15 protein-coding genes are annotated in these 26,505 nt (G+C 42.1%); 4 read left to right on the forward strand and 11 right to left on the reverse strand.

Annotated features, from left to right (window positions below; genetic code table 11):
- The coding region (locus ACTCNA_RS11530; RefSeq protein WP_462948068.1) for a S9 family peptidase at nucleotides 1-1,812 on the reverse strand (1,812 nt) is incomplete at its 3' end.
- A 145-nt stretch (nucleotides 1,813-1,957) separates the two neighbouring features.
- Here ACTCNA_RS11530 and ACTCNA_RS11535 point away from each other — a divergent pair.
- From ACTCNA_RS11535 to ACTCNA_RS11545, 3 genes are all read left to right on the forward strand, one after another.
- Nucleotides 1,958-3,106, forward strand: coding sequence for an MFS transporter (locus ACTCNA_RS11535; RefSeq protein ID WP_462948069.1), 1,149 nt, complete (start codon nucleotides 1,958-1,960; stop codon nucleotides 3,104-3,106).
- Nucleotides 3,107-3,142: 36 nt separating this feature from the next.
- Nucleotides 3,143-3,889 carry an SDR family oxidoreductase gene (locus tag ACTCNA_RS11540; protein ID WP_462948070.1) on the forward strand — a complete coding sequence of 249 codons (747 nt, stop codon included), beginning with the start codon at nucleotides 3,143-3,145 and terminating at the stop codon, nucleotides 3,887-3,889.
- A gap of 452 nt (nucleotides 3,890-4,341) precedes the next feature.
- Nucleotides 4,342-6,363, forward strand: coding sequence for a plasmid pRiA4b ORF-3 family protein (locus tag ACTCNA_RS11545; protein ID WP_462948071.1), 2,022 nt, complete (start codon nucleotides 4,342-4,344; stop codon nucleotides 6,361-6,363).
- A 58-nt stretch (nucleotides 6,364-6,421) separates the two neighbouring features.
- Here the strand turns inward: ACTCNA_RS11545 and ACTCNA_RS11550 are convergent, their stop codons facing one another.
- The 9 genes from ACTCNA_RS11550 to ACTCNA_RS11590 all read right to left on the reverse strand — a co-directional run bounded on the left by ACTCNA_RS11550 (nucleotide 6,422) and on the right by ACTCNA_RS11590 (nucleotide 24,241).
- Entirely contained in the window at nucleotides 6,422-7,309 is an 888-nt protein-coding gene (locus ACTCNA_RS11550; protein ID WP_462948072.1) for a PorP/SprF family type IX secretion system membrane protein, read from the reverse strand.
- Nucleotides 7,310-7,329: 20 nt separating this feature from the next.
- Nucleotides 7,330-10,104 carry a T9SS type B sorting domain-containing protein gene (locus tag ACTCNA_RS11555; RefSeq protein ID WP_462948073.1) on the reverse strand — a complete coding sequence of 925 codons (2,775 nt, stop codon included), beginning with the start codon at nucleotides 10,102-10,104 and terminating at the stop codon, nucleotides 7,330-7,332.
- Between the two features lie 226 nt (nucleotides 10,105-10,330).
- Nucleotides 10,331-12,187: a RagB/SusD family nutrient uptake outer membrane protein gene (locus ACTCNA_RS11560; protein ID WP_462948074.1), complete on the reverse strand. Its 1,857-nt coding sequence runs from the start codon at nucleotides 12,185-12,187 to the stop codon at nucleotides 10,331-10,333.
- Nucleotides 12,188-12,207: 20 nt separating this feature from the next.
- Nucleotides 12,208-15,534 carry a SusC/RagA family TonB-linked outer membrane protein gene (locus ACTCNA_RS11565; protein WP_462948075.1) on the reverse strand — a complete coding sequence of 1,109 codons (3,327 nt, stop codon included), beginning with the start codon at nucleotides 15,532-15,534 and terminating at the stop codon, nucleotides 12,208-12,210.
- A gap of 41 nt (nucleotides 15,535-15,575) precedes the next feature.
- Nucleotides 15,576-17,117, reverse strand: coding sequence for a fasciclin domain-containing protein (locus ACTCNA_RS11570; RefSeq protein ID WP_462948076.1), 1,542 nt, complete (start codon nucleotides 17,115-17,117; stop codon nucleotides 15,576-15,578).
- A gap of 15 nt (nucleotides 17,118-17,132) precedes the next feature.
- The gene (locus ACTCNA_RS11575; RefSeq protein ID WP_462948077.1) at nucleotides 17,133-18,704 is read right to left on the reverse strand and encodes a fasciclin domain-containing protein; all 1,572 of its coding nucleotides are present in this window, start codon (nucleotides 18,702-18,704) and stop codon (nucleotides 17,133-17,135) included.
- Between the two features lies 1 nt (nucleotide 18,705).
- Entirely contained in the window at nucleotides 18,706-20,175 is a 1,470-nt protein-coding gene (locus ACTCNA_RS11580; protein WP_462948078.1) for a RagB/SusD family nutrient uptake outer membrane protein, read from the reverse strand.
- Nucleotides 20,176-20,193: 18 nt separating this feature from the next.
- Complete coding sequence (locus ACTCNA_RS11585) at nucleotides 20,194-23,430, reverse strand: SusC/RagA family TonB-linked outer membrane protein (protein ID WP_462948082.1); 3,237 nt, start codon at nucleotides 23,428-23,430, stop codon at nucleotides 20,194-20,196.
- Nucleotides 23,431-23,476: 46 nt separating this feature from the next.
- A complete protein-coding gene (locus ACTCNA_RS11590) occupies nucleotides 23,477-24,241 on the reverse strand; it encodes a fasciclin domain-containing protein (RefSeq protein ID WP_462948079.1) in 765 nt (254 codons plus the stop codon).
- A gap of 178 nt (nucleotides 24,242-24,419) precedes the next feature.
- Between ACTCNA_RS11590 and ACTCNA_RS11595 the strand changes: the two genes are divergently transcribed.
- Complete coding sequence (locus ACTCNA_RS11595) at nucleotides 24,420-24,935, forward strand: nitroreductase family protein (RefSeq protein ID WP_462948080.1); 516 nt, start codon at nucleotides 24,420-24,422, stop codon at nucleotides 24,933-24,935.
- Between the two features lie 3 nt (nucleotides 24,936-24,938).
- Here the strand turns inward: ACTCNA_RS11595 and ACTCNA_RS11600 are convergent, their stop codons facing one another.
- A complete protein-coding gene (locus tag ACTCNA_RS11600) occupies nucleotides 24,939-25,838 on the reverse strand; it encodes a fructosamine kinase family protein (protein WP_462948081.1) in 900 nt (299 codons plus the stop codon).
- Between the last annotated feature and the right edge of the window lie 667 nt (nucleotides 25,839-26,505).

The following is a 26,505-nucleotide window of genomic DNA, read 5'->3' on the forward strand; positions in this document are numbered from 1 at the left end:
TGCCACACCCACTTTGAAAACTTCAGGATGGCGCAGCATCAGGTTCAGTGTCATAAAACCACCGTAACTCCAGCCGTGCACTCCAATCCGCTCAGCATCCACATACGGCAGTGATTTCAGGTATTTAATGCCTTCCATCTGGTCTTCGGTTTCCAAAACCCCCAGTTGCCGGTGCACTGCTGTTTCAAATTGACGTCCGCGGTTACTGGTTCCGCGATTGTCCATGGTAAAAGCGATGTAACCCTGCGAGGCCATATAATACTGCCACCAGCGCGCGCTGTTGTGCCAGCTTTTGGTAACGAGCTGCGAATGCGGGCCGCCATATACATATACAATTACCGGGTATTTTTTTGCAGGATCGAAATCGGGTGGTAAAATCAGCCGCCCGGCCAATTCTGTTTTGCCATTAGCCGACTGAATCGGAACCAGCTTATTTTCTCCGAGTTTGTAATTTTCAAGAGGATCTTTCGCTGTAAACAACGTGTTTAATTTCTTGCCCTTTTCAGAAATCAATGCTATTTCAGAAGGCACGTCCGGGGCAGTGAACCGATCAATAAAAAAGCTGCCTTCAGGACTCAGATCTGCGCCATGAATTCCTTCTGAATCTGTTAATTTTTCCATCTCCCCGGATTTTACTTCCACCCGGTAAATATGTCTTTCCAGCGGACTTTTTTTGGTGGCCTCCACAAAAACATTTTTTTCTTTCTGGTCGAAGCCCAAAAGCCGGGTGACTTCCCACTCCCCTTCTGTTACCTGACGAATGAGTTTCCCTTCAGTGTTGTACTTATAAATGTGGAACCAGCCATCCTGCCGGCTCAGGTAATAAAATTCGTTTTCATCTTCTTTTGAAAAACGGATGGGATTTAACGGCTCAACATACGAATCGCTGGTTTCTTCAAAAAGTGTTTTTTCTTTTTCGCCGGTTGATACTGCATATCGGTTCATTTGCATGTGATCCTGTCCGCGGTTCAGCTCGGCCAGGTAAATATCTTTTTCATCGGGCGACCAGGCCAGGTTCGTGAGGAAATGTTCAGGATCGCCACCGGTTTTCAGGAACATTGTTTCGCCTGAGTCAATGCTATAAATTCCAACCGTAACATGGTGGCTGCTCATCCCGGCCATGGGGTATTTCACTGGTGTATATTCGGCCACACGTCCCATAAAATCAACTACCGGATAGTCGGAAACCATGGTTTCGTCTTTCCGGTAAAAGGCTACATAATTTCCTTTGGGTGAAATAAATATTCCTTTGGAAATTCCAAATTCGTTGCGGTGCACCGTTTTTCCGTTTACAATTCCGTTGCCGCCATCTTCGGTAATTTGAAGTGTTTTCCCATCTTCAAAAGTGACAAACAAATCGTCATCGACGGTAAAAGCTACAAATTTCCCCTCAAGACAAAACTCTGCATTTTCAGCTTTTTCGGGCAATTCAATCTGTAAAGCAATTTTTTTGGTTTCGGTATTAAAAACGATAAACTTATTGCTGTGCCTGGCAAGCAGCATATTGCCGCCAATCCATGAATACCCCGGGAAACGGCTAAAACCGGAACTGTTTTTTTGTTTCATTTCCGCATTTAACTCCCCGAGTGAAATGACAGCCGAACGCTTCCCATTTTTTGCTGTTTCGGCCCAAAGCGTATCATTATCGATAAAAGAAAATACATCGTCGGTTTTCCACGACAGGCCATTCATCGACTCTGGCCGGAGATATGAATAACGGCCTAAAATTGCATCTTCGAGAGACATTTGTTTGTTTTGGGCCGACAAAAGGGATGTGGCCAACACCAAAAAAAGCAGGAACAGATTTCGCATTATTTTTATTTTTTTTCAATTTAAGCGCCTAAAATAATGAAAGCTTGCTTTATGTAAAAGAATTAAGATCAGGTCGTGCAAAAAAACTGATGAAATATTTCAACTTGGGATGAAAATTCTACTTTTGCCTGATTAAATCAACAACATGGAAAAAAGAAACATTGCAATAATCTATTTAATTACCCTTGTGTCCGTAATGGGGGTTGCCAGTATAACACCTGCCTTCCCCTCTATTAAAGAACATTTTAATATTTCGGCCAGTCAGGTTACTTTGCTTATCACAGTTTTTACGTTCCCCGGAATTTTTCTGGCTCCTGTGGTTGGCTTACTGGCCGACAGGTGGGGCCGAAAAACCATACTGCTGCCCTCGCTGTTTCTTTTCGGCATTGCCGGTGCAGCCTGTTTTTTCACCGATAAATGGGAAGTTTTGCTCTTGCTGCGTTTCTTCCAGGGAATTGGGGCGGCTTCGCTGGGGTCGTTAAATGTTACATTAATCGGCGATTTGTTTTCAGGCCAAAAACGCGGAGCCATTATGGGATACAATTCCAGCGTATTAAGTGTTGGCACAGCCACTTATCCTGCCGTTGGGGGTGCCCTGGCCATGGCCGGCTGGCAGTTTCCTTTTCTGCTCCCGCTCCTGGCTATTCCAACCGGACTGCTGATAATTTTCTACCTGAAAAACCCGGAACCTAAAGAAACGCAAACCATACGCAGCTATTTGAAACGCACCTGGAAAAATATCAATAAGAAAACGGTGTGGGGGCTTTTTATAATTAATGTGCTGCTTTTTTTCATTTTATACGGCGCTTACCTCTCCTACTTCCCGCAACTTATGGTAGAACGGCTGGGGGCCACCGACTTCCAAATCGGGCTGTTCATGTCATTGTTTTCAATAGTTACGGCCATCACCTCATCACAACTAAAAGTGATTAACCGCTACCTTAAACCTAAAAAGCAGCTTATCATCGGTTTTATTCTCTATTTTGTTTCCATGCTCATTTTATCGTTCGCAGGAAACTGGTGGTTACTGATTGTTCCACTCATTACTTTCGGAATGGGACACGGAATGCTTATTCCCGGAATTCAAACGCTGCTGGTTGGTTATGCTCCCCTTAACGAACGTGCAGGTTTCATGTCGATTAACGGCATGGTACTGCGCCTGGGTCAAACTTTAGGCCCGGTTTTCATTGGACTTTTTTACGCTATAGGTGGTATATCTACTGCATTTTTAGGTGGTGGGGTTGTGGCCGTTGCAATGATCGTTATTTCAATCTTTATGATTAAATTGAAGTAATTTTTTTGAAAGAGGGAATTTTTAAAGTTTATCATCATGGTTAAAAATATTATTGTTACAGGCGGCGCTCAGGGAATCGGGAAAATTATTACAGAATACCTGGTGGCCGAAGGCTATTTTGTGTCGGTGCTTGAAAGGGATGAAGAAGCCCTCAAAGAACTGGAAGATGAAATGGTTGCGGAAAACCTGCGGGGCTTTCCGTGCGATGTATCCAACGAAAAACAGATAAAAAAAGCGGTTGCTGAATCAGTGAAAAAAACAGGTTCAGTTTTCGGATTGATTAACAACGCGGGATTTATGATTCGCAAACCGATTTCAGAACTTTCGTTAGATGAATGGAACAGTGTGATTGGCACCAACCTCACCGGGGCATTTTTGTGTTCGAAATACGCCGCGCCGCATTTAAAAATAGCGCAGGGAAGCATCATCAATATGTGCTCTACAAGGGCATTTCAGTCGGAACCCGACACTGAATCCTACGCTGCCAGTAAAGGAGGAATTTTTGCGCTGACGCATTCACTGGCAATGAGCCTCGGCCCCGAAATCAGGGTAAATGCCATCAGTCCGGGCTGGATTGATGTGTCGGGTGTTAAAAAGAAATCGGAAACCAATCAGCTCGATTTGAAAAAAGAGTGGCACGAGCAACACCCCGCAGGAAGAATCGGGAAAGGTTCCGATATCGCCCAAATGGTGTTGTTCCTGTTAAAACCCGACAACAGTTTTATCACCGGCCAAAATTTTGTTGTTGACGGTGGCATGACGAGGAAGATGATTTATATATAAAAAGTTACCCCTGACGGGGCTCCGAGCCCCGTCAGGGTTAGAACGCCGGCACAACAATTTTCCAAACTTTTCAATTCGTACGCACAGTGCATTAACAAACGCTACCATCGCCACGGTGGACTTTTTGAACGTCCGTTTAAACGAAAACGAATTGAAAACCCGGCTTGGTTAAAACAAACAATTCTTTACATACACAACAATCCGGTTCATCACGGATTTTGTGAACATCCTCTGGAGTACCCCTGGACATCGTATCTTAGTTATATTTCAATAAAGCCAACAAAATTACAACGCGAAACTGTAATTGGCTGGTTCGATGAAAAAGCCAATTTTATAACCCGGCATAACGAAAAACTGGAACTGAATAAAATTGAAGATTTTCTTGGAGTGAAGGAAATGAAAGAAGTGAAAAAAAATACAAAAGATTAAGCAACATTAGAAAAATAACAACAATGGCCAAAAAGAAAAAAGGAAAAGTAGTTCAAATGTTGAACCCGGAAAATTACATCAGGCAAAAGGCGCGAAACCTGCCAATTTATGAATGCCGCGTAAATAAAGACTGGGAAGAAAGCGGACTGGCGCATATTACCGTTGCCAGGAAACATTCAAACGGCAATATAACAATGGGAATGTACCTTGTCGACTTGAAATGTCTTGGCGTAAAAGATACAGTATTCAAATTCAATATCAGCGAACCCGAATACAGGGATTTACTGGATAACACCGAAAAAGCGATGGAAACGGAACCTGTTTCTTATACACTGGCACACAATATAATTTTCGCCGGAATTGAATTTGCCGACGATTACGGTTTTAAACCCCACAAGGACTTTACATCAGTTGCGCAATATATTCTCGAAGAAGACAACGATGACGTGGAACTGATTGAAATTGAATGTGGCGAGGATGACAAGCCGGTATATATACGCGGGCCGCTCGACAGTGAAAAACGTGCCAACCAAATTATTGCGCAACTGGAACGCGCAGCCGGCCCCGGAAATTACGAGGTAGTCTTGCAATCGGAAGAGGATTTTATGGATGACGGCAGTTGGGGTGATGATAAATCCTGGCTGGATGATGATGTGGATGAAATAGAAGAAAAATATGAAAATTTGTCCACTGTTGAAAAAGTAGATTTAATCGAAAAAATGTTAACCCAAATCAAAGATATATCAGATGTGCAAAGTGAAGAACTGGCCTATTTGGTAAATTCGGTTATCAACAGTTACCTCGATTTTGATTTGTTAAACAGCATCAGTGAAGAACTCATCGATAAACTGCTGGAATATGAAATTACCGATGAATATTCGGATGAACTACTGGGCATTGAACCGGATTCAAACATTAACCGTGAAAAATGGGAGGAACAGTTTTCGGAGCTCTATTATTTAACCACTGATAAGCCGAAATCAGCCGCAAAGAAAATAAAGAAACTACAAAAAAATATGCCCGACAATCCGGCGCTGGCATTTCTCGATCTTATGGTAGAACAAGCACAGAAAAGTCCAAAATATGAAAAAAAATTAATGTACTACCATAAACAGTATCCCCATTATCCGCTGATTAAATTATTGAAACCCCCATTTGACTTGCTTAACGAAGAAAATGCAAGCGCTATGGATTTTTTCAAACGAGAGCCTGAAATTTATTTCGCTAAAAGGAAATCTATCAATCATATTGAATTATTCCATTACCTGTTTGCACTGATACTTATTGCTTCATCTGAAAAAAATATTACCCTGGTTGAGGTGGTCGATATGATTAAGGACGAAATTGATATTCCTGATGAAGACGATTTCGTGCTTACAGAAATGATCAACATATCAAAAATAAATTTTCTTTTATCGTTGAATGATGAAGTCCAAAATACTCCCCAAAAAGGAAATAACCGGCACGAAGAAGCTGAAACCTTTCAGTTTAAAATTCAACTTAATGGCATTAAAAAACCTCCGGTGTGGAGGAGGATAAACGTACCTTCAAATTATAGTTTTTACGAATTACACATGATTATTCAGGAAGCTTTTGGATGGTGGAATTCCCATCTTTTCCAGTTTTCCAAAAACGGATTCGAGTCAAAAACGGTAATTACAGAAATATACGAAGATCACGATCCGGGATTTACAGAGCAACTGGAAGCGGCTGGGGTAAAACTTTCAGATGTTTTTAAATTTGAAAAACAGAAGTTCATCTATATTTATGATTTTGGCGATAGCTGGGAACATACCATCACACTCGAAAAAATTCTGCCTGAAAAAAGCAGGGATCCATCACTGCTGGCCGGAAAGGGAAAATGCCCGCCCGAAGACTGCGGAGGAGTTTGGGGCTACGAAGGGTTTAAAGAGATTATGGCCGACAAAAAACATCCGGAATATGCAGAATACGCTGAATGGTGCGGCTTGGAAGACGGTGAAGAATGGGATCCAAATGAATTCGATATTGAAAAAAGACGATCTGCTATCAGGCAATTGTTTTAAACGCATCAAATAATTGAAATGGACCGCTTAGTGAAGAACTTTCCTTTTTAAAATTACTTTATTCGCGTATTGCCCACCCCACAGAAAACGTGTGCCCGTTTCCCATCATGTGGTTTGCGTTTAGTGGATTTTCGGAGGTGTAGCTGAACGTGAACCCTTCGAACGGAACATTCAGAAACAAAAACAGTGAATTTTCACTACGGTAGCCGGCACCGACTTGAAAGTACTGTAAATCAAATTTTAGTGATGCATCATAATTCAGCCATTTCAAATTTGAATTTCGCAATGTAATGTGTGGTTGGATTCCAAAATTTCGTCCGAAACCCCAAAAATAACTTCCGCTGAGAAACAGTTTCCGGTACGATGAAAACCCGGCTGCCGGCTCTTCAGAAAACCGGAAAGTTCCGGGAGCCAGGTTCAGAACAGACAAACCCAACCTCCAGTTTTCGGCTAAAACGGAGGCCCCGAAACCGCCATCGAACAAAAATGAACGATTGTTCCCTGTTAATAAACGTGGGTCGTCGGGATGCAGCGGCGACAGCGAATTCACATCGATATTCAGATTTTCGATAATGCCGCAAACACCGAGCGAAAGCTGAATTTCGCGTGTAAGCGGAATGTGATAGGCGTACATCAGCTGCAAAATGTACTGGTTAAACGGCCCGATTTTTTCGTTCAGCAACGTGGCCCCCAGCCCCACGCGAGTAGATTGCCGCCCGTAACCTCTGCGGTTCATGGCATCGGGTGAGTATGAAAAGCTGACAAGGTAATCGTTGACCGGCTTAAACCCACCAGCCCATAAACTGTAGGCCCCCACATGTACGTTCATCGAAGTTTGCGCGGCAACCAACGACGGGTTACTGATAACCGGCACAGTATGCGAAAAATAGTGATACGGGAATTCCTGCGTTTTTGCCTGAAAAGATAAAAACAGCAGAAAAATCAATGTATTATGTTTTACACCCCTCATTGCAGGATAGTTACTTGTCCGTACTCAATATTTCGTGCATCGAAAACAATTTCGTAGAAATAGGTTCCCTGGATGATTTCGCCATTAAAAGTTCCATCCCACGGTACGTAACTGCCGCGGCTTTCGTAAATTTTTTGTCCATACCGATTATAAACGGTAACCCGTTCAGGCTCATGAAAACGGATGTTTTGAATTTCCCACACATCGTTGACCCCATCGCCGTTTGGCGTGAACACATCAGAAATTTCAATGGTACTCTCAAACTCTACCCGCAGCGTATTCGACCATGAGGAAACACCTTTATCGAGGTTATTCGCTTTTATCCTGAAGTAGTGTTCCAATGAAAAACCTTCGTTAAAATAATCGAATTGAATGGCGGAAATTTCCCCGGCAATTTTTTCCCACGGTCCGTCTTTTTCGGTTGCATGCCACACTTCGTATTCCACCCGGTCGTTGTCCCAGTATTTGTTGCTGTTCCACACGAGCAAGGCCCGGTCGATTTCCGCGGTATTCCTTTCTCTTACCACAATAGTTTGCTGCGGATTGGAAATAAATAGCTCACCGCATAAATTTTGCACTTTCAGCCGAATGGTTTCGGGAGCCAACTCAGCTGAAGAGGGAAAATAGTAAGTCGATCCGTCGTATTCGGCAGAAACATGCACCTGCATCTCCCGGCCAGTTTCCTCGTTTTCAGCAAGAATGTAAAGCGTGTGGATATGATTTTTCAACTTTTCTGAATAATATTCGAGTTCCACATTATCTTCGCTGTTAAACGAAACGTTGAGCAAGGCAATGTCGAGGCTGTCATTTATCAGCTCCACCTTAAGCGGCTCCGATTCGCCATAGCACACCGTGTCGATGGTGGTGCTGGTTTCTTCCACAACAAGCGAATTCATTCCTTCCTGCATCCAGTTCACAGTTACCTTGTTGGTTCCCTGCCCGCTCAAAATTTCGCCGCCTTCGGCTGTCCAGTTATACACCGAACCGTTCGTATTGTGAATTTGGTAGGTTACATTTTTCGCTTCGGCCATGCATAATTCATCAGGGCCGTTGGGCGTTTCGGTGAGCAATTCCACGTTAATCCGCACCGGGAAATAGGTTGTATCGGAAATGCAGCCGTACTGATTTTCAGAGTACACCGCCACATACGCATCGGGGTTGGTATCCCACCAGTTTACTTTTATGCTGTCGGTTCCCTGGCCTGCCACAATTTCTCCGCCTTCCACCAGCCATATAGGTTCGTAGTCGTAGTGATTGTTCCCGGTCCAATAATCCACCTCTTCCACATACGGACACACCGACCAGCTTCCGCCAATTTCCAGCGGGCGGTTTTTGGGGTACCGGGTAATTTCCACTTCATCGAAATTGAGCCAGCAATTGCCGTCGGTAGCCCGCAAAGTAAACGTGTTGTTTTCGGGCTCATCAAAATGTGGCGGCGCTTTCAGTTCAGTTTGAGGAGAAAAATATTCAGTGATATAATTCTCAGGAAACCAGGAATAAAATGCTTCGGGTTGGTTGTCGGCTCCAAGAGAAATGACATCGCCGGGGCAAAGTTGCTGATTGGGACCTGCATCCGGAAAAACTTCGTCGAGCGGTTCGGGTAGTTTATCGCCAAAAAATCCAGGCATAAATTTGGGAAACCATAAATTGTACGATGGAATTGTCATTACATCCAGTTCAGGATTACATGCGAAGCCTTTACGGTTTGGAAAACGGATTCTGCCCATTTTGTGCTCACCTGATGCAACATCGACATAGCGAAAATAAATCCGTCCATCGGGAGCCAGTCTCAGATCCCAACCGTTGTTGCTTTGTCCTGCCGGAGGTTGAAGCGTTAACAGCGTATCAGTGGAATTAATAAAGTTTGTAGAGCTGGTGTAGCGGGCATCCATCTGGCATAGTACTGAATCATCAAAAAAGTAAAAAAAACGGCTGCTGGGTGAAAACTCATTTTTGGAATTATACCTGGAAGTTAGGCGACGAAAATTGTACAGTTCGCCGGTTTTGAAGTTAAAATCGGTTACATAATTACCGTCACTATATATATCCCCGCCAACTAAAAAAAATAATTTATCGCCGTTGGGTGAAAACTTGTATCCGCCAGAACTTCCAATTCCCAACTCTCCGTTAATAACAGGATCCTCGTTTAAACCATTTTCATCTATCCTGTAGAAATAAATCCGGTCACGGTTGATACCCGAAATAACATTTTCATTCCTATCGATTGCCAGCCAATAGTAACTGTTGTTGCAATACCCTGCAATGGTTGGTCCGGAATGGTAATTGTCGTGAATAAATACTTTTTCAGTTACCAATTCACCTTTTCCGTTTTGGGCATTGGTATTTATCACCCCGTAATATAATGTATTGCCGTATTTTCCTCCCTGATGCCAATAGGTCATCTCTTCGTAAATAATCATATACCATCCATCTTTGTTGGGATAAGGGAGAAAATAAGGGTAGCTTTGAATCCAGGAATTGTCATCGATAAGATCGTTGCCGTTGGCGATTACCTCGTGATTTTTATTCCAGATTTTACGGCCATCGGAATAAAGGAGCAGGTTGCCGTCCTCATCGCAAATAGTGGAACCAAATTCAATTTCGCCCTCAAAATCAATCAGCTCAGGTTCTCCCGAATCAAAATTCAACTGTTGCCCGTTATTCAGCAGCCAGACATTGGCTTCGTTTTGCGCAAAAACGGAACTGAAACAGGCCAGGAGAATAAGCATCACGCCGGTTTTTAAAGCAATTTGTTTTTTGGTTCGAAACATTCAGTTCAGCATTATAATCAGGTTCAAGTGATTTAAATTTTCAGAAAAATAGCTATTATCAAAAACAAACAATAAGTCAAATCTCACATAAGATGTTTTTAGGATGGGAAAGGTTGCGTATTCGTTCAAAATATTTAAAACGCAAAAGAGACAGGTCAAATTTTGCCTGCCTCATTTCCGGTAACGTTGCTTGTGTTTCCGGTTATTTCAATTCCCGGCGGTAATACTATTCAAAATAGTTGATGTACCAGTTATTTTCGTCGAGTAACAGATTGTAAATTTCCTGCTGTTTGCCTTCAGGATATTTTTGAGAGACAATTTCGGCCAGGAAAGAAGGATCATTACGGCGTTTGGCCACGCGCATCAGGTCGTAAAACCGTTCTCCTTCAAAAGCCAATTCGCGAGCCCGTTCATCGAGCAGTTGTTCTTCCAGGTAGAGTTGTTTTGCTTCCAGGCTACCTGTCAAATCGATATAGTCGAGTACTTTATTATTGAACGGATCATGCACATAATTAATGTTTCCCACACTAATTTTATCGAATTGATCGGCAAATCCAACGCGGCCCCTGACACCCATCTGCTCCCTGTTATCAGAGATGTCGTAGTATCTGCCGTCATTCACAATATCAAGTGCCTGGGTAGTAAATGTACTTACCCCGCCGCTACGCTCAAAAGCCCACCACGTGTAAATCTCGGCCAGCCACAAATGAATTCCGGCTGCACGGTAAACTATAAAATTGGCATCCTGATCGAATACATTTTTGTAAAAAGAATATTTCCAAACAACAGTATCGGCACCGGCAGTGATAAGGTTTGCGGTTTTAAAATCATCTTCTGATTTCAAATAAAGGGCACCTTGTATCTGATTAGGCTCAATAGGTACGCCATTAATTGTATAAGCGTAGGAAACACCATAACCGCGATAAAAATCACCGGGCATCCCTTTTTGGTTCAGCCTGGTGCGTGATGGATTTGAGTTATTAACATTCAACGAGTAATTATCCCAAATGGTTTCCCACTTCAACACTGCCTGGCGTGTGGGTTTCAGCATGTACTGATGCGGCTCGCGTGGATCGAACATGCGTTGAAAATTATTCTGTTGAAAGTTGGATTTATTGAACCAGAGTGTGAAAATATGTTCCCGATTATCAATATTTATAAAAATATTTCTCCAATTGTTATATGAGAAACTGGCATCCAACTGGTATCGATAATTATCGGTTGAAAGCCTTGTGATTTTTTCAAAATAAGTGGCAGCTTTTTTCAAATCGCCCTGGGTTAGGAACATGTGCCCAAGCAAGGCATTCCTGGCATGTTCATTCCAGATTGTAACTTCCCAGGTATTATCATTATTGTCGATATAATGATTTACACCCACTGCTTTCACTTTCGTTTCCAGCTCGTTGGTAAAATAATCGATAACCAGATCCTGATCGTAGTACTGTTTTTCAAGGGTAACGGGATCCTGGTAAATTGTATCGTTATCATAACCATCCCGGGCAAAAATAATATGCACACTATCGACGTAAGGTTCGTTTGAATCCAGGAAGTTTTCCACTTCGTCAATAGTAGTAAGTGATTCATGAATAAAAGGAACTTTCCCGTAAATACGAACAGCATTGAAATAGGCCCAGGCCCTCATACAGAGTGCTTCTCCGTAAAGCCTGTCGTAATTTGTAACCGGACTGTTCTGGTCTAACACTTCGGGGTGTTGCTCCTCCAGCACGCGTATAAATCTGTTGCTGGCCGATATAAGTTTGAAAAAGTTAGTTGGCGAAGCGTATTTATTTTCTTTTGAAATATTGAAATTATAGATTTCAATCATATCTGCATCGGCATTGGGGGTAATAGTGAGTAAATCGGCACGTAGCTCTCCTAAAATAACAATCTGCTCCACCAGTTTCTGTTGCAGGCCGTAGAGTCCCATTTCTGCCGAACGGTACTCATACCAATCGTCGAACAATTTGTCTTCCGTAATATTCACCTCCTGTTCCGGATTCAGAAAATCTTTACAGGAAGAGAAAACGAATACCGATGCCAAAAAAGCAAAAACAATAGCCGAATATTTTTTCAAATTTCTCATGTCAATCAAAAAATAATTGGTTATAAACCTAATTTAATTCCCACAATAAACTGCCGGGGCTGTGGTGTTAGTCCATAGTCAATACCTTGTTCCATTTGTGTAAACGAATAGGCAAATTCAGGGTCGTAACCCAGATAATTGGAGAAAGTAAACAGATTACTGGCAGAAACATAAAACTGCGCATTCCTGAACGACAAAAACTCATCAGGGATGCTATAACTCAACGAAATATTTTTCACCCGCAGGTACGAACCATCTTCTATCCAGCGCGAGGAGAAGGCTGTGTTGCCTATCGGGTCGTTCCATAATGCGCGCGGCACCTGGGTTTCCTGTCCTTCATACTGCCAGCGGTTTAACACATTTGTACTCTGATTTTCAAGTCCGTCCATACTTTCATTCTGGTAACGCACGTAGTTAAAAACTTCGTTGCCATATACAAATTGCAGGAATGCGTTCAATTCCCAGCGTTTATAAGTGAATGTATTGCTCAACCCTCCAAAATATTCCGGTAACGATGATCCTAATACTGTTTTATCGTAATCATTGATAATTCCGTCAGGCGTGCCATTGGAACCCGATAAATCAGCAAACCGGGCATCCCCACCCTGATAAGGCATTAAGCGTTCATTTACAAGATCGTCATTTATTGCATCTTCAGTTGTGGTGTAAACCCCTTCAAAAATATAACCGTAAAAGCTGTTGGCCTGCTCACCCGGCATATTTACAATTTCGGCCCCGGGAATTGATGTAACCAGCTTGTCGCCTTTAATTTCGAGCACTTCATTTTTTACAACAGAAAGTGAAGTTTGGATATCCCAGTTAAATGTCGGACGGTTAACAATACGGTAAAACATTCCGAGATCGATTCCGTTGTTCTGCATTTTACCTCCGTTTTCGGGGCGGAAATCATAACCGAAGTAAGCTTCAAGCGGGGAATAAATCAACATGTTATTGGTAACCGACTGGTAAACATCGATACTTGTAACAAACCGCTCCCCCCACAACGAAATATCAAGACCTGCATTCAACTGATTAACAGTTTCGTAGGTGAGTTCATCGTTGGGGACCACTGCCGGATAAAGCCCAACCGTTTCGCGGAATTTAACCGCATTGTAATAGTTTGTGGCATTGGATTCGCCAATATCGTCATTTCCTGATTTTCCGTAAGATAAACGTAATTTCAATTCTTCAAGCCAGGCTGTACTCCTGAGGAAAGGTTCCCCTGATAATCTCCAGGCAACACCACCGGCATAAAAAACACCAAACGGGACATCAGCCACTTTAAGGGTATTGGCTGCGTTGTCGCCAATCCTCGATGACCCATCGATGGAAAGTGAGGCTGAGGCAAGGTAACGATCCTTATAACTATAGGTTAAATTCTCATATAACGACACCCAGTTCCAGTTACGGTTTGCACCACCTATTTCACGCAGGCTGTTGGTTCCGTCCTGTAACATACGGTACTGATCGTTTTCATGCGCATTTTTAGTTAACCCCCAGTCAAACTCATAATCGTTTGTCATTATATTGATTCCTGTGTTTGAAGTCAGGTAATGGTCGCTGCCAAATGCTTTGTCGAATTTCAGGTAGGTATTGTTATAAAAAGAAGAGAGACTGTTGTTGGCCCCCTTGGAAACATTAATCGCTTCTTTATTGTAATAAAGTTCCATCCCTTTGTTGGGCATAAAAATCAGTTCTTTGAGCACGTTATAAGTCAGCCCGAAATTGGAATTCAGCATTAGGTTTTCTTTCAGGCTGGCTTCGAAACCGAGCGTAGAAATAAAATGGAAATTACTGTTGCTTGCTTCATAATTATCAATAACTGCCTGCGGGTTACTCACTCCAAGTTCATCAACCGGGGCCAGTGTTATCAACTCATTCCCATCTTCGTCATATTGAAAAGGATTTAACATTGGCGATTTTCCGAGGCTGGTTAAAATGGGGTTGGTTTGCGCTACTTTGCCCGATTCTTTTAGTTCCGAAAGGTTGTAACTCAACGAAACCCCTGCATTCATTTTCAGCCACTGAAAAATATTCAGTAAACTTACAAAACGGAGGTTATACCCGTCGTAACCGGTGGTTTTAATTATACCATCGGCATTTGTATAACCAAACGAAAGCCCGTAACGGGCAATTTCGTCGCCTCCCTTTACATTAATATTCAGGTTGGAGAAAAATGCATTGTTGAAAATAATATCCTGCCATTTGGTATTATGCTGATAATCAACCCAACGATCGCTCGTTTCTTTAAGAAAGAGGTTGGGATATTCTTGTCGAATCCATTCTTCCTCTCTGCCTGAAGAAAACAGTACTTCACTAACAAGGGTTTTGTGTTGCCCCGCATTCAACTGAGGAATCTGATTTGAGGGAGCAAGAGAATAGCCGCTGCGTAAGTCGAGGTCGATAACTGTTTGTGTGGCGCTGGGATCAAGTGTTTCAATAATAACCAGTCCGTTTGATGCTTTTGACCCGTAAGCAGCAGTTAACAACGGATCTTTTACTACAGTTGCTTTCGAGATATTTAGATTGTTAACAGCCAAAAGCGGGTTATAGGAATAGCCATCGAGGTTTGAACCAAAAACGCCCATTGAGGCCATTGGAATACCATCAACAACATACAACGGCTGGTTTGATGCATTCAGCGAGTTAATTCCGCGCATCAGTGTAAAAGCACCACTACCCGGGTCGCCCGAGCGGTTGGTTACGTGTAACCCGGGCACTCTGCCCTGCATAAACTGATCAACTGTTAATCCAGAAGTTTTTTTAACCTGATCGGTGTTCAGCACCGAAAAAGAAGAAATCATGTTACGTTTCAGCCTCACCTGGTTAAGAATAGAAATCGGATCATTCCCGGCTGATAAATCACTTTCTGTTAAATAAATAACCAATTCACTCCGGTTACCCAGATATACCCTTTTGCTTTTATAATCACCGGAAGGTTCAACATTTAACCATATATTTTGGGAAACCACTTTTAGTGTAAATTCGCCGGCTTCATTGGATATTGAAGGCAACTGAAACGATCCTTCAATTCCAACGGCAACATTAGGGACCGGTTCGCCTGCACCGTTTACAACTTTTCCGCTCACCAACAGTGTATCCTGTGCCTGAACAGAAAAGAGGCCCAAAGCAAACACCAAAGCCCCCAAAAGGGCACACCTTTTAAAAATAGAGTATATTACCTGGTTTATCATGCTGCTGAAACTTTGCTTATTGTATTTTGTTGCCGCAGGTGAAAAATAATCCTCCGTTACGGGAACAATTGTCTTTTCCGAATACATGTCATTCATTACAAACAATTTGTTGTAACTGTTAATAAAAGTCGCTATGCTGAATGTTTTTTTCATTCGTTTTAGTATTCTAATTCTTTTCAAAGGTTTAGTTCTGTTTATTCAAAAGGAATAAAATCGATGTAATCAATTACTAATCCGTTCGAAGAAATTCCACTTCCCGGTCCTTTATATTCTATCCTCACTTTTGGCCTGCTGTATTCTTCAACATTCTCAACCAACACATCAAAACTGTTAAAACGGCCTTTGGGAATATAACGTTTGCCCGGAATAACACTTGGCATTACACCTCTGTACCTTACAAAGTCATAATAATCAAATGTTCTTACAAGTTCATCATTCACGTAAATATCGTAAACCCCGCCAATATCCATGTGAGTTGCAATTTCCATAGCATATTTCCGGGGGAATACGCTGTGTGTTTTAAACTCAACAGAATAGCGCCCAGAATAGCCTTTAGGAAACAATATTCTTATAATACTGTCATTTGAGGCCGAACTTATGTATTCCTGGAGTGGCGTAAAAGCCTGATCTGTAACTACATTAACATGTTCATACCATGCATATCGGTTAAGTCCGGTTTCGTCGAGCAGCATTTCTGCCTCGTACTTTGACGAACTATTGTAGAGTGAGTCGGGTATTGAAAAACTTTCGTAGTTATAGGCATACCCGTTACTGCAAATACTTTTATCAACCGGCGTGTACAAGATCTGAATGCTGTCGCCAAGAATATTCTGCAGCTTCAGTGTATCCTCTTCTGTTTCCCATATAAACTCCTCGGGCTCAATCATATTAAGGAAAACCCCCTGTTCGAGCAGGTGGGGCATCAGGATATCATATTGCCAGTCGAGAGGAATATTGCTGTAATCAGTATAACCCGGAATGTTCAAATCCTGGGCCATAACAGTTAGCGCCTCTTCGTAATCTTCTTTCTGTGGAAAAACAAATGTGGCAGTATAATTCCTCGACTCCACACTTACGGGAAAATATTCAGCTTCAAAAAGATTATAAACTATATTTACTGAATCGTAAACTGTATTGCCATCATCATCAAAGCCAATTGGTTTGCTTCGTTCACGGTCGAGAATAATTGAATCCTGGCTGTCGATATAATCGCGAAGAACGGGGTTATTGACTTTATAAAACTCATATAAATTGGGAAGCGGTTTGGCCACTTCTTCGAGCACGAAATATTTTCCGTTATTGTAGAGCGGGCTTTCATTTTTCAACGCAATTCCATCGAGCGTAGTTTGGGTTCCTACTCTTTCAAACAGTGCATATTTTTTCGACAAAGTTTGTACTTTTCGTTTTCCTTCAATGCTGGCAGATTGAATAAAGTGGGTAACTATATGATAATTAAGGAGAGTGGTATCCACTTCATTCAGACTCAAATATTCGGCTAATGCATCATTTGATGGTACAAAAAGTGTATAAGGAATATCAGACTGAAAAAGGGTATCGTATCTGAAATCTTCCAACAAATTGATAAAATCAGCTATTTCCGGATCATTGCTCATTGCATCCCAAACATTTTGGTCAACTGTTTCGGGATAAACATTAAAATGATCGTCCCACTCTTTTGTGCATGATGCCAAAAGGAAAATGGAAAAAACAGTATATATACCTAATTTCAACTTCATTTTTTATCCTGTTAATTAATTTGGTATTTCAAAACGTATGTAATCCCATAAAAATCTTCCCGGGATCAAAGGCCTTATTTCAACTTTATGCCTTGCATAACTTTTAAAATCAACTGTTCCCAATTCAATTTGCTGGAACGGGTTATCCTGATCGCCTAATGTGGTAAGGTCAACCAGGCTACCAATTTTTTTATCATCGATATAAACTTCAACCAGAGCGTTATCCTCGTTATACGCCTCGGCTCCAAACATAACGGTATATTTCCCGGCAACAATCGGTGGCGTTGTGTAGGAAATAACAAAATCGCCATCGATAATCAGGTAATCGTTATTCCAGGCATTGGTAATATCTTCGCCGTCTTCTTTAATAATTTCGTATGATAAATCAGCACCCGACCATTCAATTGAATTCAATGCATCCTGATTTTCAATCACAAAGTTTCCTTCACCTTCCTGGTAATAAGAATAAATCAGTGACTCTTCCATAAACTGGAAGGTCACATCGGTTTTTGAGGGCGCATGCTGTTTCATTACCCGGTCGATAAAATGGATGGCACCGCTTTGGGTAATAATATTACTCTCGTCGTATTTAAATCTAATATAGTCGATAAACGTAGAATCGCCCTGGTAAACAATAGTATCAAATACTTCTTTCCCGGGGTTAATTTCTATTTCGAGGCCCCGCCCGTTAATATTAAGCGGTATTTCTGAAAATGTATTGTAATTGGTATTTTCATCCGTATAGTCGTCTAAAAAATACATGCCCTGCAAAAAATGATAGGACACATAATTATAAAGCCTGTTGGATGAATTCGTAAAGTCATTGTCATCAGGGCTGATAACGGCAATAAGATCATCGACTGAATTTATCCCTGCTTTTTGGTAAATGGAATCGGGTTCAGCCAAAACAGTTACCGGTTGCCTGTCTTCTTCCTCTTTTGTATTGAAATCAATGGTTGCCTGCAACCCGGTAATATCAACAGCTTGTTTAAAGATTGAAAATTCAGCATTTTGCTCTAACCACTGATAGGTGGTTAAGGTGATTGGTTTTAAGGCCGTTTCAAGCTGGTGGACATACCCGTTCGAAGTTTCAATATTGGGAAACTTAACAGCGGCCTGATTATTAATTTTATAATATGAAGTATCGGTTTCAATCACGAAGCCAACAGTAAGGAAATCGCCCGATAAGGTGGGCTCGGCAAATGCCCCGAACGGAAAATCGTTGGTATGATAATCTTTATTAACCACATGGTACCTGCTAAAGGAAGCTGCATACTCTTCGTCATTCAGAATATCGCTAACAGAAGAAAACTGGTTGTTCTCATCAATAAAGCGGTTAATGGCTTCGTTATCGGGAGCAAATAATGTATAGCCTGTTCCATCCGGGTTATAAGCACTTAACGTTTTCAGGATTTTCCCTTTTTCCAAAATTGAAATGAAACTGGAATACTCCTCTTCGTTTTCCATCAGGTAATCGTAGATGGTAAGCCGTTCCAAATCTTCAAAGGCAGCTTCCAGTTCTTTTTCCCTACACGAAAAACTTGCGACCGCCAGTACTATTATGGCCAGATATACTAATTTTTTCATTTTAAAAATCATAATACGGATTTTGAACCAAATTTCTATTACGCTCAATTTCATTTTCGTACACCGGCAAATACCAACCTAACGGATTGGTAAGTTTCGCGGCAAGTATCCTCTTTTGCGTTGAAGGGACATTGCTGATAATTACTTCAACCAGTTTGCTTTTTCGCCCGTAATTATTGCGGCGTCCCATTCGCAGGAGGTCGAACCAGCGTTTTCCTTCGTAAGCAAATTCCAGAGCTCTTTCTTCGAGTATGGCATCTTCGAACGCAACCCGGTTAAATGCAGGAGAAATAGGTTGAACATTTGCCCGGCTCCTTATTTCATTAATAATTATTAGTGCTTCGTTGTAACGTTCTAATTGCGACAAAGCTTCGGCTTTCATAAGCAGCACATCGGCCAGGCGGTAAACAATCCAGTTGGCACTGTATTGATCAGCTCCTGCCCGTACAGATAATCCGTCGGGTGATCGCCCCACATATTTCCAGATTATAAAATCATCTTCGCCGATTTTGGCAATGGTAGCGCCCTGCCCTCTGACAATTTCTTTGGCATACTCACTGCCAAACATTTCAACAGCTTTCTGGCTGGGATCATACTGGTTACTGTTCTGCTCGGTCAATCCGAATGTTCCGTTGCGCTGATTTCGGTTGCCGTCAAATTGAAATTCGAAAATACTTTCGAGTGAATTCCCCGGAGAAAAAAGCTGGAACCATCTTGAGCTTGGCATCAATTCCAGATTTTCGTTTTGTTCGATCTTCTGTACATGAGTAAGCACTTCTTCGTACTGAAACCTCCAAAGTGCTATATCGGCAAGCAGAGCATCGAATGCGGCTTTTGAGGCCCGTCCTTTGTTTTCGGCAATTGTGGGGAAACTTTCGGAGGGCGCAAAATCACGGTTGGCTTTCAGATCGCTTACAATTTGTTCCAATACCTCCTCGTCGGGCGATTGTGGCAGATAAAAATCAGCATCATCACTTTCAGATGGCTCAAGCACCAAAGGGACATCTTTAAATAACCGAACCAGGTAAAAATAGCTTAAACTTCTCAAAAAATAAGCCTCGGCCATTAAACTCTTCAGTTGAAAATCGGTAAACGTATTGTCAATTTCTTTAACTTCCGGTGCATTTTTAATGACTTCGTTGCAGTAGTTAATTACCCGATAAAAAGTTTCCCAGTTACTAAAACCATTATCGGGATAGATGTTACTTTCCATTATATTCTGTTCTCCCGATGACTGGCTAAAATCACGCTGCAACAAATCAGCCCGTAACTCTCCGTACAAAAACAGGTTCCGGTCCATGGAACCAAAAGTTTCGTATGCTGCCATTAAAACAGCTTCAACATCTTCTTTGGCATTCCAGAATTCATCCCTGATGAGTCCGCTGGGAGGAATAAGATCCAGCCAGTCGTTGCAAGAAAACTGCATGAAAACCAACAGGGTTAGCAGAAAATATTTTACTTTTGATATCATATCCTTAATTCCTTTTTTTTAGAAACCGATTCCAATACTAAATGTATAAACTTTGGGCGGTGGAGTGCGCGCATAGTCCACCCCAATCCAGAACGGGTTGCTTGCATCTTGCCCAACTTCAGGGTCCTGCCCTGAATAATTGGTAAAAGTGAGCAACTTGCGGGCACTCAATGTAAAACTGGCCCTCCTAATACCCAGCTTATTACAAAGTTCTTCATTTAACTGGTATCCGATTTTCATATTATTCAACCTTAAATAATCGCCTTTCTCAACGTAACGATCGGAACCGAGGTTGTTTGCCGGATGATTCATATAAGCACGCGGTAACATACCTTTCTCTTCCTGTCCCTGAATTCTCCAGCGCCTGAGAACTGCTTTACTTTGGTTGTCGCGGTTGTTCATACCTTCGGTTTGAATGGCAATCCCGTTAATAATATCGAAACCAACGCGGTAATGGAAATTGACAGAGAAATCAAAATTCTTATATTTCACATTCGTACCAAAACCGCCAATAAAGTTCGGGTTGGAGTCGCCAATATAAACGACATCGCTCAGGTCAATTTTGCCATCGTTATTAATATCTTCGTAAATAGGATCTCCGCCTTTAAAAATGTAAGTATTGGTATATTGCATTGGTATGGGCCTGCCTTCGTTGTCGAGTATTACATTACCGTCAGCATCGTAGGCAACAGCATCTTCGTCACTGGCATATACGCCCAGGTACCTAAAGCCAAAAAATGAACCAATGGGCTCTCCTTCCTGCACAAGTTGAGGATATTGTCCGTTACCTATTGAGGTGGAACGTTCGGTATTGAAATTCGCAGGAAGCCTGTTAAATGAGTTAATATTCTGCGAGGTATTGAAGTTAATAGCCACTAACCAGTCTTTGGTACGGACCAGACGCGCATCGGCCATCAGTTCCCAGCCTTCGTTAGTCATTTCTCCCCCATTCAGGAATTTAAGCGTTGAGTACCCCGATGAATAAGGAATGTCATAATCCTCAAACAGAATATCATTGGTAATTTTTCTGTAGATATCACCTTCCAAATATAATCGATCGTCAAAGAGGCTGAACTCAGCTCCAATATCGTAAGATGTAATAGTTTCCCAGCGCAGGTTACTCAATTGAATACTTGTTGGAGCAACTGCGGGATTCAGGATGTAACTTCCTGTTCCGGTAGATTCATACGTAGCAAAGCGGGCATATACATCGGAAGGTTGGCGTCCCGATACTCCCCAACTGGTACGCAACATACTTTCGCCCAAAAAATCGAGGCCGCTCATAAATGGTTCACTGGAAAACCTCCACCCGAGCGACAAGCCTTTAAAAAGCCCCCAGCGGTTGTTGATACCGAATGAAGAATGGGCATCGGCACGGAGGATAGTTTGAACCATGTAACGGTCGCGGTATTTATAGTTTATATTACCGGCACCACTTATCAGGCGGTTTTCACCCGACCCTGTTCCAATCCAGTTAATTTGCGGGTCGATAGCCGGATCTTTAATATCCACACTTGGTGTCTTATTTCCCTGCAGGTTCATCCATTCGTAGCCCGACTGGTCGGTAATCCAGGTTAATGCGCCCGACAAGCCGTGGTCTTCATTCTGAAACGGTGAACTAAAAGCCAACTGAGATTCGGTACGTATTGAATTGTTCAGGTTGTTGCTTTCTTCTGCTTTATTTACATTCCAGGCAAGCCAGTCGGCCCCGATAGCATTGTAGGGCAAATAATTTTTCGATTTTGAACCTTCATACTGAAAAGAAATTGTTTCGCGGAAAGTAAGCCAGTCGTTAATCCGGTACTGAAGCATAAAGGTATTTTCAAGCCGGTTCATCACACGGTCGTTCTTTCCCAGTTTGGCAACTGCCACCGGATTAAAATAAGTTACACCGTCACCCTGGTAGCTATTGATTGGAGTAAAATACTCCCCCGTATAACGCCCCATATAATCACGTTCCCAAACACTCATGTTGGGTGCTTTTATATAAGCCATTTCCCTCACATTCCTCGGGCGCCAGTGATTACCTTGTATTGAGACATTGCCATCGATGGCATTGTTGATATAATTGAATTTTACCTGGAAAAGCAGGTTACGCGAAAGAAAATAGTCGAGGTTAATACGCGTTGAAAAACGTTGTGAGCGGGTACCGATTGTTGTACCGGTTTCATCCACATAACTAAACGAGGTAAAGTACCTTGTTTTTTCGCCACCTCCCGAAATACTGAAATAGTGATCGTGAGTTTTACCATTTTGTGTAATCTCGCCTATCCAGTCGGTGTTGGCCGAATAGTTATAAAAGTCGGTATAGTCCCTGTCGTAAGCAATTTCCGGAGGAATTTCAAAAGCTCCCTGACTGTTGTGCCATTCTTCCAGCTGAAGCATAATGTACTCGTCGCCGTTAAGCATTGGAATCGGAGGTGGCTGCACGTTTTGGTTGAATTTATACTGATAATCGAACTGCACTTTCCCCATTCGTCCTTTTTTGGTTTCGATGAGCAAAACGCCATCGGCACCACGCGAACCATACACTGCGGTAGAAGCAGCATCTTTGAGCACTTCAATTGATTTTATATCCTGTAAAGCAATATTAATGAGGTTACTGATATCTTCCGTATCGGCAGAGCTAAGATTAAAATCGGTAGCTACCCTGAATTGTGGAATCCCGTCGATAACAATCAGCGGCTGGCTGTTTCCCATGGAACTCAGCCCGCGTATTACCAGTTGCGAGCCAGAGCCCGGGTCGCCCGATGCACTGATAATATCCAGCCCGGAAACTTTACCCTGCAAAGCATCGGCAGCCGAAATCATACCCACATCCTGCATGTCCATTAAATCGACTTTCACAGAGGAGGAAGCTTTGTCCCGATCTTCTATATTGGTTAAACCTCCGGTTGATTTTGATTCGGCTGTAACTGTAACTTCACCCAATGCAACATCGGAAGCTTCAAGCTCAACCATAATGTTTTTGGTAGGATCAACTTCAATTTCCTGAGATTTATAGCCGATAACACTCACGCGGACTACATTACCGGGGTCATTCATTTCAAGGACAAAATCGCCATTTACATTGGTAATGGTGCCGTTTACTACCCTTTCTTCACTGTCGTATTCCACAATGTTGGCCCCAATAATGGTAGTATTATCCGATTTATCGATAACCCTTCCCCTGATTATTGTTTTTTCCTGAGCTGTTGCAGCAAAGAAAGCAAATAGTGCAACAATAAAAATTATGGCAGTTCTGATGTTTTTCATTTCGTTCACAAACCTTAGGTTTTATATATCAAATTGCTTTGTCTGTTTACTGGGTATCCACTTCATTCACTTTTAATACTCTGTCAATTTCATGAATAACAGCATTATTGAATACATTACTGAAATTGTCGTCACTTTCACCCAGGTTAACTCCTGTAAGCATATTGGTTAATTCTGATTCTTCAATTTCGGTATAAATCTCCCCATTTTCATTTTTAAACCGAATCATATCTACATCCGGTTCTACATATAACTGTGTATAAACCGTTGAGAATGGAGTTGATTTTTCATCGATTCGGGTTGTTTCGTAATAACCGGCGGCTTTGTTTCCATCGGTAAATATTAATTCTCCCTGAACAAAATGTAGCATCAGAAACTTCTGCAATTCCTCTTTCGACATGGAGCTCACATTTGCTTCTTCAAGCGCTTCATCGCTGGGAATAAATATAGTATAAAATTCATTATCAGATAAAAAGCTGTAGCGGAATTCTTTATTGAGTGAAAGACCGGCCTGATTTAGCAAGGCATGAAATTTGGGGTATGAAGTCTGAATCCTGTTAAAAATACTGGTAACAGAAAAACTGAACCAGTTATTAATTTCCCATACAGTGCCGTTGTCGGCAGTTGTGCTTAATACCTTGGGGAATTCTGTAACTGTTGATGTGCCTTTGTAACCGTAAGTAGTTGGTGCTGTCCCAGATACCTCGCCCGTTACATTATTTACAATTATATAATTACCGGCCAGGTTAGGTAAAAATTCCTTGCGGGCTATTCCCCTGGGTTGCTGAGTAGCCACAACATAAGAAATCATTCAAGCACATAACATATTTTACAACATCTTCTTTATTGCTGAACCTCAACGCACCTTAAACGTATTCATTACCAGTTCCAATATGAATTATAAAAACTGAAACATTTATATTTTATCCGAAAATCATACGTTTTACTTTAAAGAAATTTGAAAGTGACAATACTAATTTTGAATCGATATGAAGTTTTCTCAGTTAATTACACACCGTTACGCAGTAAGAGATTTTGAAAGCACACCGGTTGAAAAACAAAAACTGGAAAAAGTACTGGAGGCAGCGCGGCTGGCCCCCTCTGCAGTTAATTTTCAGCCGTGGCACTTTTTAGTGGTCCAGTACCCCGAAAACCTGGAAAAGATGTTTGCGTTTTACCAGCGCGACTGGATAAGAAAAGCACCTGTAATCATTCTGGCTTGTGCCGACCACTCACAATCGTGGAAAAGAGGTTTAGACGGGAAAGATTATGCGGATGTGGATGTGGCCATTGCCGTTGATCACATGGCGTTACAGGCTGCTGAGCTGGGACTGGGAACAACCTGGGTTTGTAATTTCAATGCGCAGAAATGTGCTGAAACATTAAGGCTGCCCTTGCACATCGAGCCACTGGTGATGTTGCCCCTGGGTTACCCGGCCGGTGAGGATATTCCGGGAAAAAACCGAAAACCCGCCGAAGAAATCATTCATTGGGAAAAGTTTTAACCCCTAAACATAATAATTTGCCAATCGCAATGCCTGGCTGCCATAACCCCCGCCAAACAAATAGTAATGATTTAAAACATGGTATAGCTGATACAGCGGATTTCGATCTTCCCAATCCGGAGGCAATGGGTTTACCTCGTTGTAAGCGCTGTAAAACCGCCGCGAAAAACCGCCAAACATTGTCATAATTCCCATTTCCATTTCGCGGTCGGCATAATAGGAAGCAGGATCGATTAACGCCGGTCCGTTTTCGACAACCATGTAGTTGCCGCCCCACAAATCGCCGTGAATAAGCACAGGTTTTGATTCCGCCGGAACGAGATAGGGAATTTTATTTAAGAGACGGTCGTAAACTTTCACATCGAAAGCTGGCAGCGGCCTGTCTTTTTCGATTAAATCGAGCAAATATCCCAATCGGTTATCCCTGAAGAATTCGGGCCAGGTATCTTTCCATGAATTGTCTTGCGGTGTTGACCCGCAGTAGTTATCGTTGTAAAACCCGTACTTTTCATTTTCAAACTGATGGATTGTGGCCAGACCACGGCCGAGGATTTCATCGGTGTTGGCCCCGGAACCTCCGGGAGCAAGGTACTCCAGCACAAGAAAACCGGGCGTATTGTCCGCCTCTTTTGCGGCAAAAACCTCGGGAACCGCAATTTTTCCTTTCGCTGCTTTTTTTAGTTCACTGAGACTCTCTGCTTCGCGCAAAAACATGTCGGGCTCGCAACTGGCATTCCATTTCAGAAAAAAAGTTCCGGCACTGGTTTCAATTTTGGAAGCATTGTTGATACAACCACCTCCCAAACTGCCGGATTTTTCAATTTTCACTTCCTTATCAAATTTCTCCGAAAGCGACTTTTCTACTTCTACCAAAACCGATTTGCTGGTGTTTCCAAATAGCATAGTGTAAATTTTTTCCCCTGAAAATAAAAATATCCCGGCAAAAACCGGGATTTCTCGTTAATAATTCAAACATATTTTTCAGGAAAACTACTCTACCGTAAACACATAACTGCCGGCTGCGGTCCGAATTGTTCTGTTAGCAGTTTCAGAAATTCCCTCAATTGAATTTCCGGCAACTTCACTATCGCCTTCCTTTACAGCTGATTTTCATCAACACCGGGCAAATCAACCACTGCACTTGAATTTTGCGCCACGCCGTTCGTCTGAAATTTTCCACTGCAAAAGCGGTTCAGCATTGTCAATTCCAAGCGGGTTTTCCTGAAATTGGTACTGCCCCCAACTTACTGGTAGTCAGCTTTCTGACATGACATCAAAAGAACAAACGTCACTGCCAAAAATAATCCGGTGAATAATTATACTGTTTGAATTAATTTATTGCATTTATTGAACCCGCCAGCTGGCGGGTTCTGGTTTTACCCGTTTACATGGACCGTAGGTTATACCTACAGCTATTGTTGTTGAACCCTTACAGGGTTCTAATTTATTACTACTTTTCACCCGTAGGTTGCACCTACGGCTATTATTATTGAACCCGCCGGTTGGCGGGTTCTTTTCTGATATCATACCATTTTAATTAATATATTCATATTTTAAAAACTTTGATGAA

The sequence above is a fragment of the Tangfeifania sp. genome, assembly GCF_055108615.1.

Coding starts and splice junctions, on each gene's coding strand:
- ACTCNA_RS11590 (WP_462948079.1), bottom strand. CDS start 24,241: ATGATTTCTTATGTTGTGGCTACTCAGCAACCCAGGGGAATAGCCCGC.
- ACTCNA_RS11555 (WP_462948073.1), bottom strand. CDS start 10,104: ATGTTTCGAACCAAAAAACAAATTGCTTTAAAAACCGGCGTGATGCTT.
- ACTCNA_RS11600 (WP_462948081.1), bottom strand. CDS start 25,838: ATGCTATTTGGAAACACCAGCAAATCGGTTTTGGTAGAAGTAGAAAAG.
- ACTCNA_RS11565 (WP_462948075.1), bottom strand. CDS start 15,534: ATGAAAAAAACATTCAGCATAGCGACTTTTATTAACAGTTACAACAAA.
- ACTCNA_RS11595 (WP_462948080.1), top strand. CDS start 24,420: ATGAAGTTTTCTCAGTTAATTACACACCGTTACGCAGTAAGAGATTTT.
- ACTCNA_RS11545 (WP_462948071.1), top strand. CDS start 4,342: ATGGCCAAAAAGAAAAAAGGAAAAGTAGTTCAAATGTTGAACCCGGAA.
- ACTCNA_RS11560 (WP_462948074.1), bottom strand. CDS start 12,187: ATGAGAAATTTGAAAAAATATTCGGCTATTGTTTTTGCTTTTTTGGCA.
- ACTCNA_RS11540 (WP_462948070.1), top strand. CDS start 3,143: ATGGTTAAAAATATTATTGTTACAGGCGGCGCTCAGGGAATCGGGAAA.
- ACTCNA_RS11575 (WP_462948077.1), bottom strand. CDS start 18,704: ATGAAAAAATTAGTATATCTGGCCATAATAGTACTGGCGGTCGCAAGT.
- ACTCNA_RS11580 (WP_462948078.1), bottom strand. CDS start 20,175: ATGATATCAAAAGTAAAATATTTTCTGCTAACCCTGTTGGTTTTCATG.
- ACTCNA_RS11585 (WP_462948082.1), bottom strand. CDS start 23,430: ATGAAAAACATCAGAACTGCCATAATTTTTATTGTTGCACTATTTGCT.
- ACTCNA_RS11570 (WP_462948076.1), bottom strand. CDS start 17,117: ATGAAGTTGAAATTAGGTATATATACTGTTTTTTCCATTTTCCTTTTG.
- ACTCNA_RS11535 (WP_462948069.1), top strand. CDS start 1,958: ATGGAAAAAAGAAACATTGCAATAATCTATTTAATTACCCTTGTGTCC.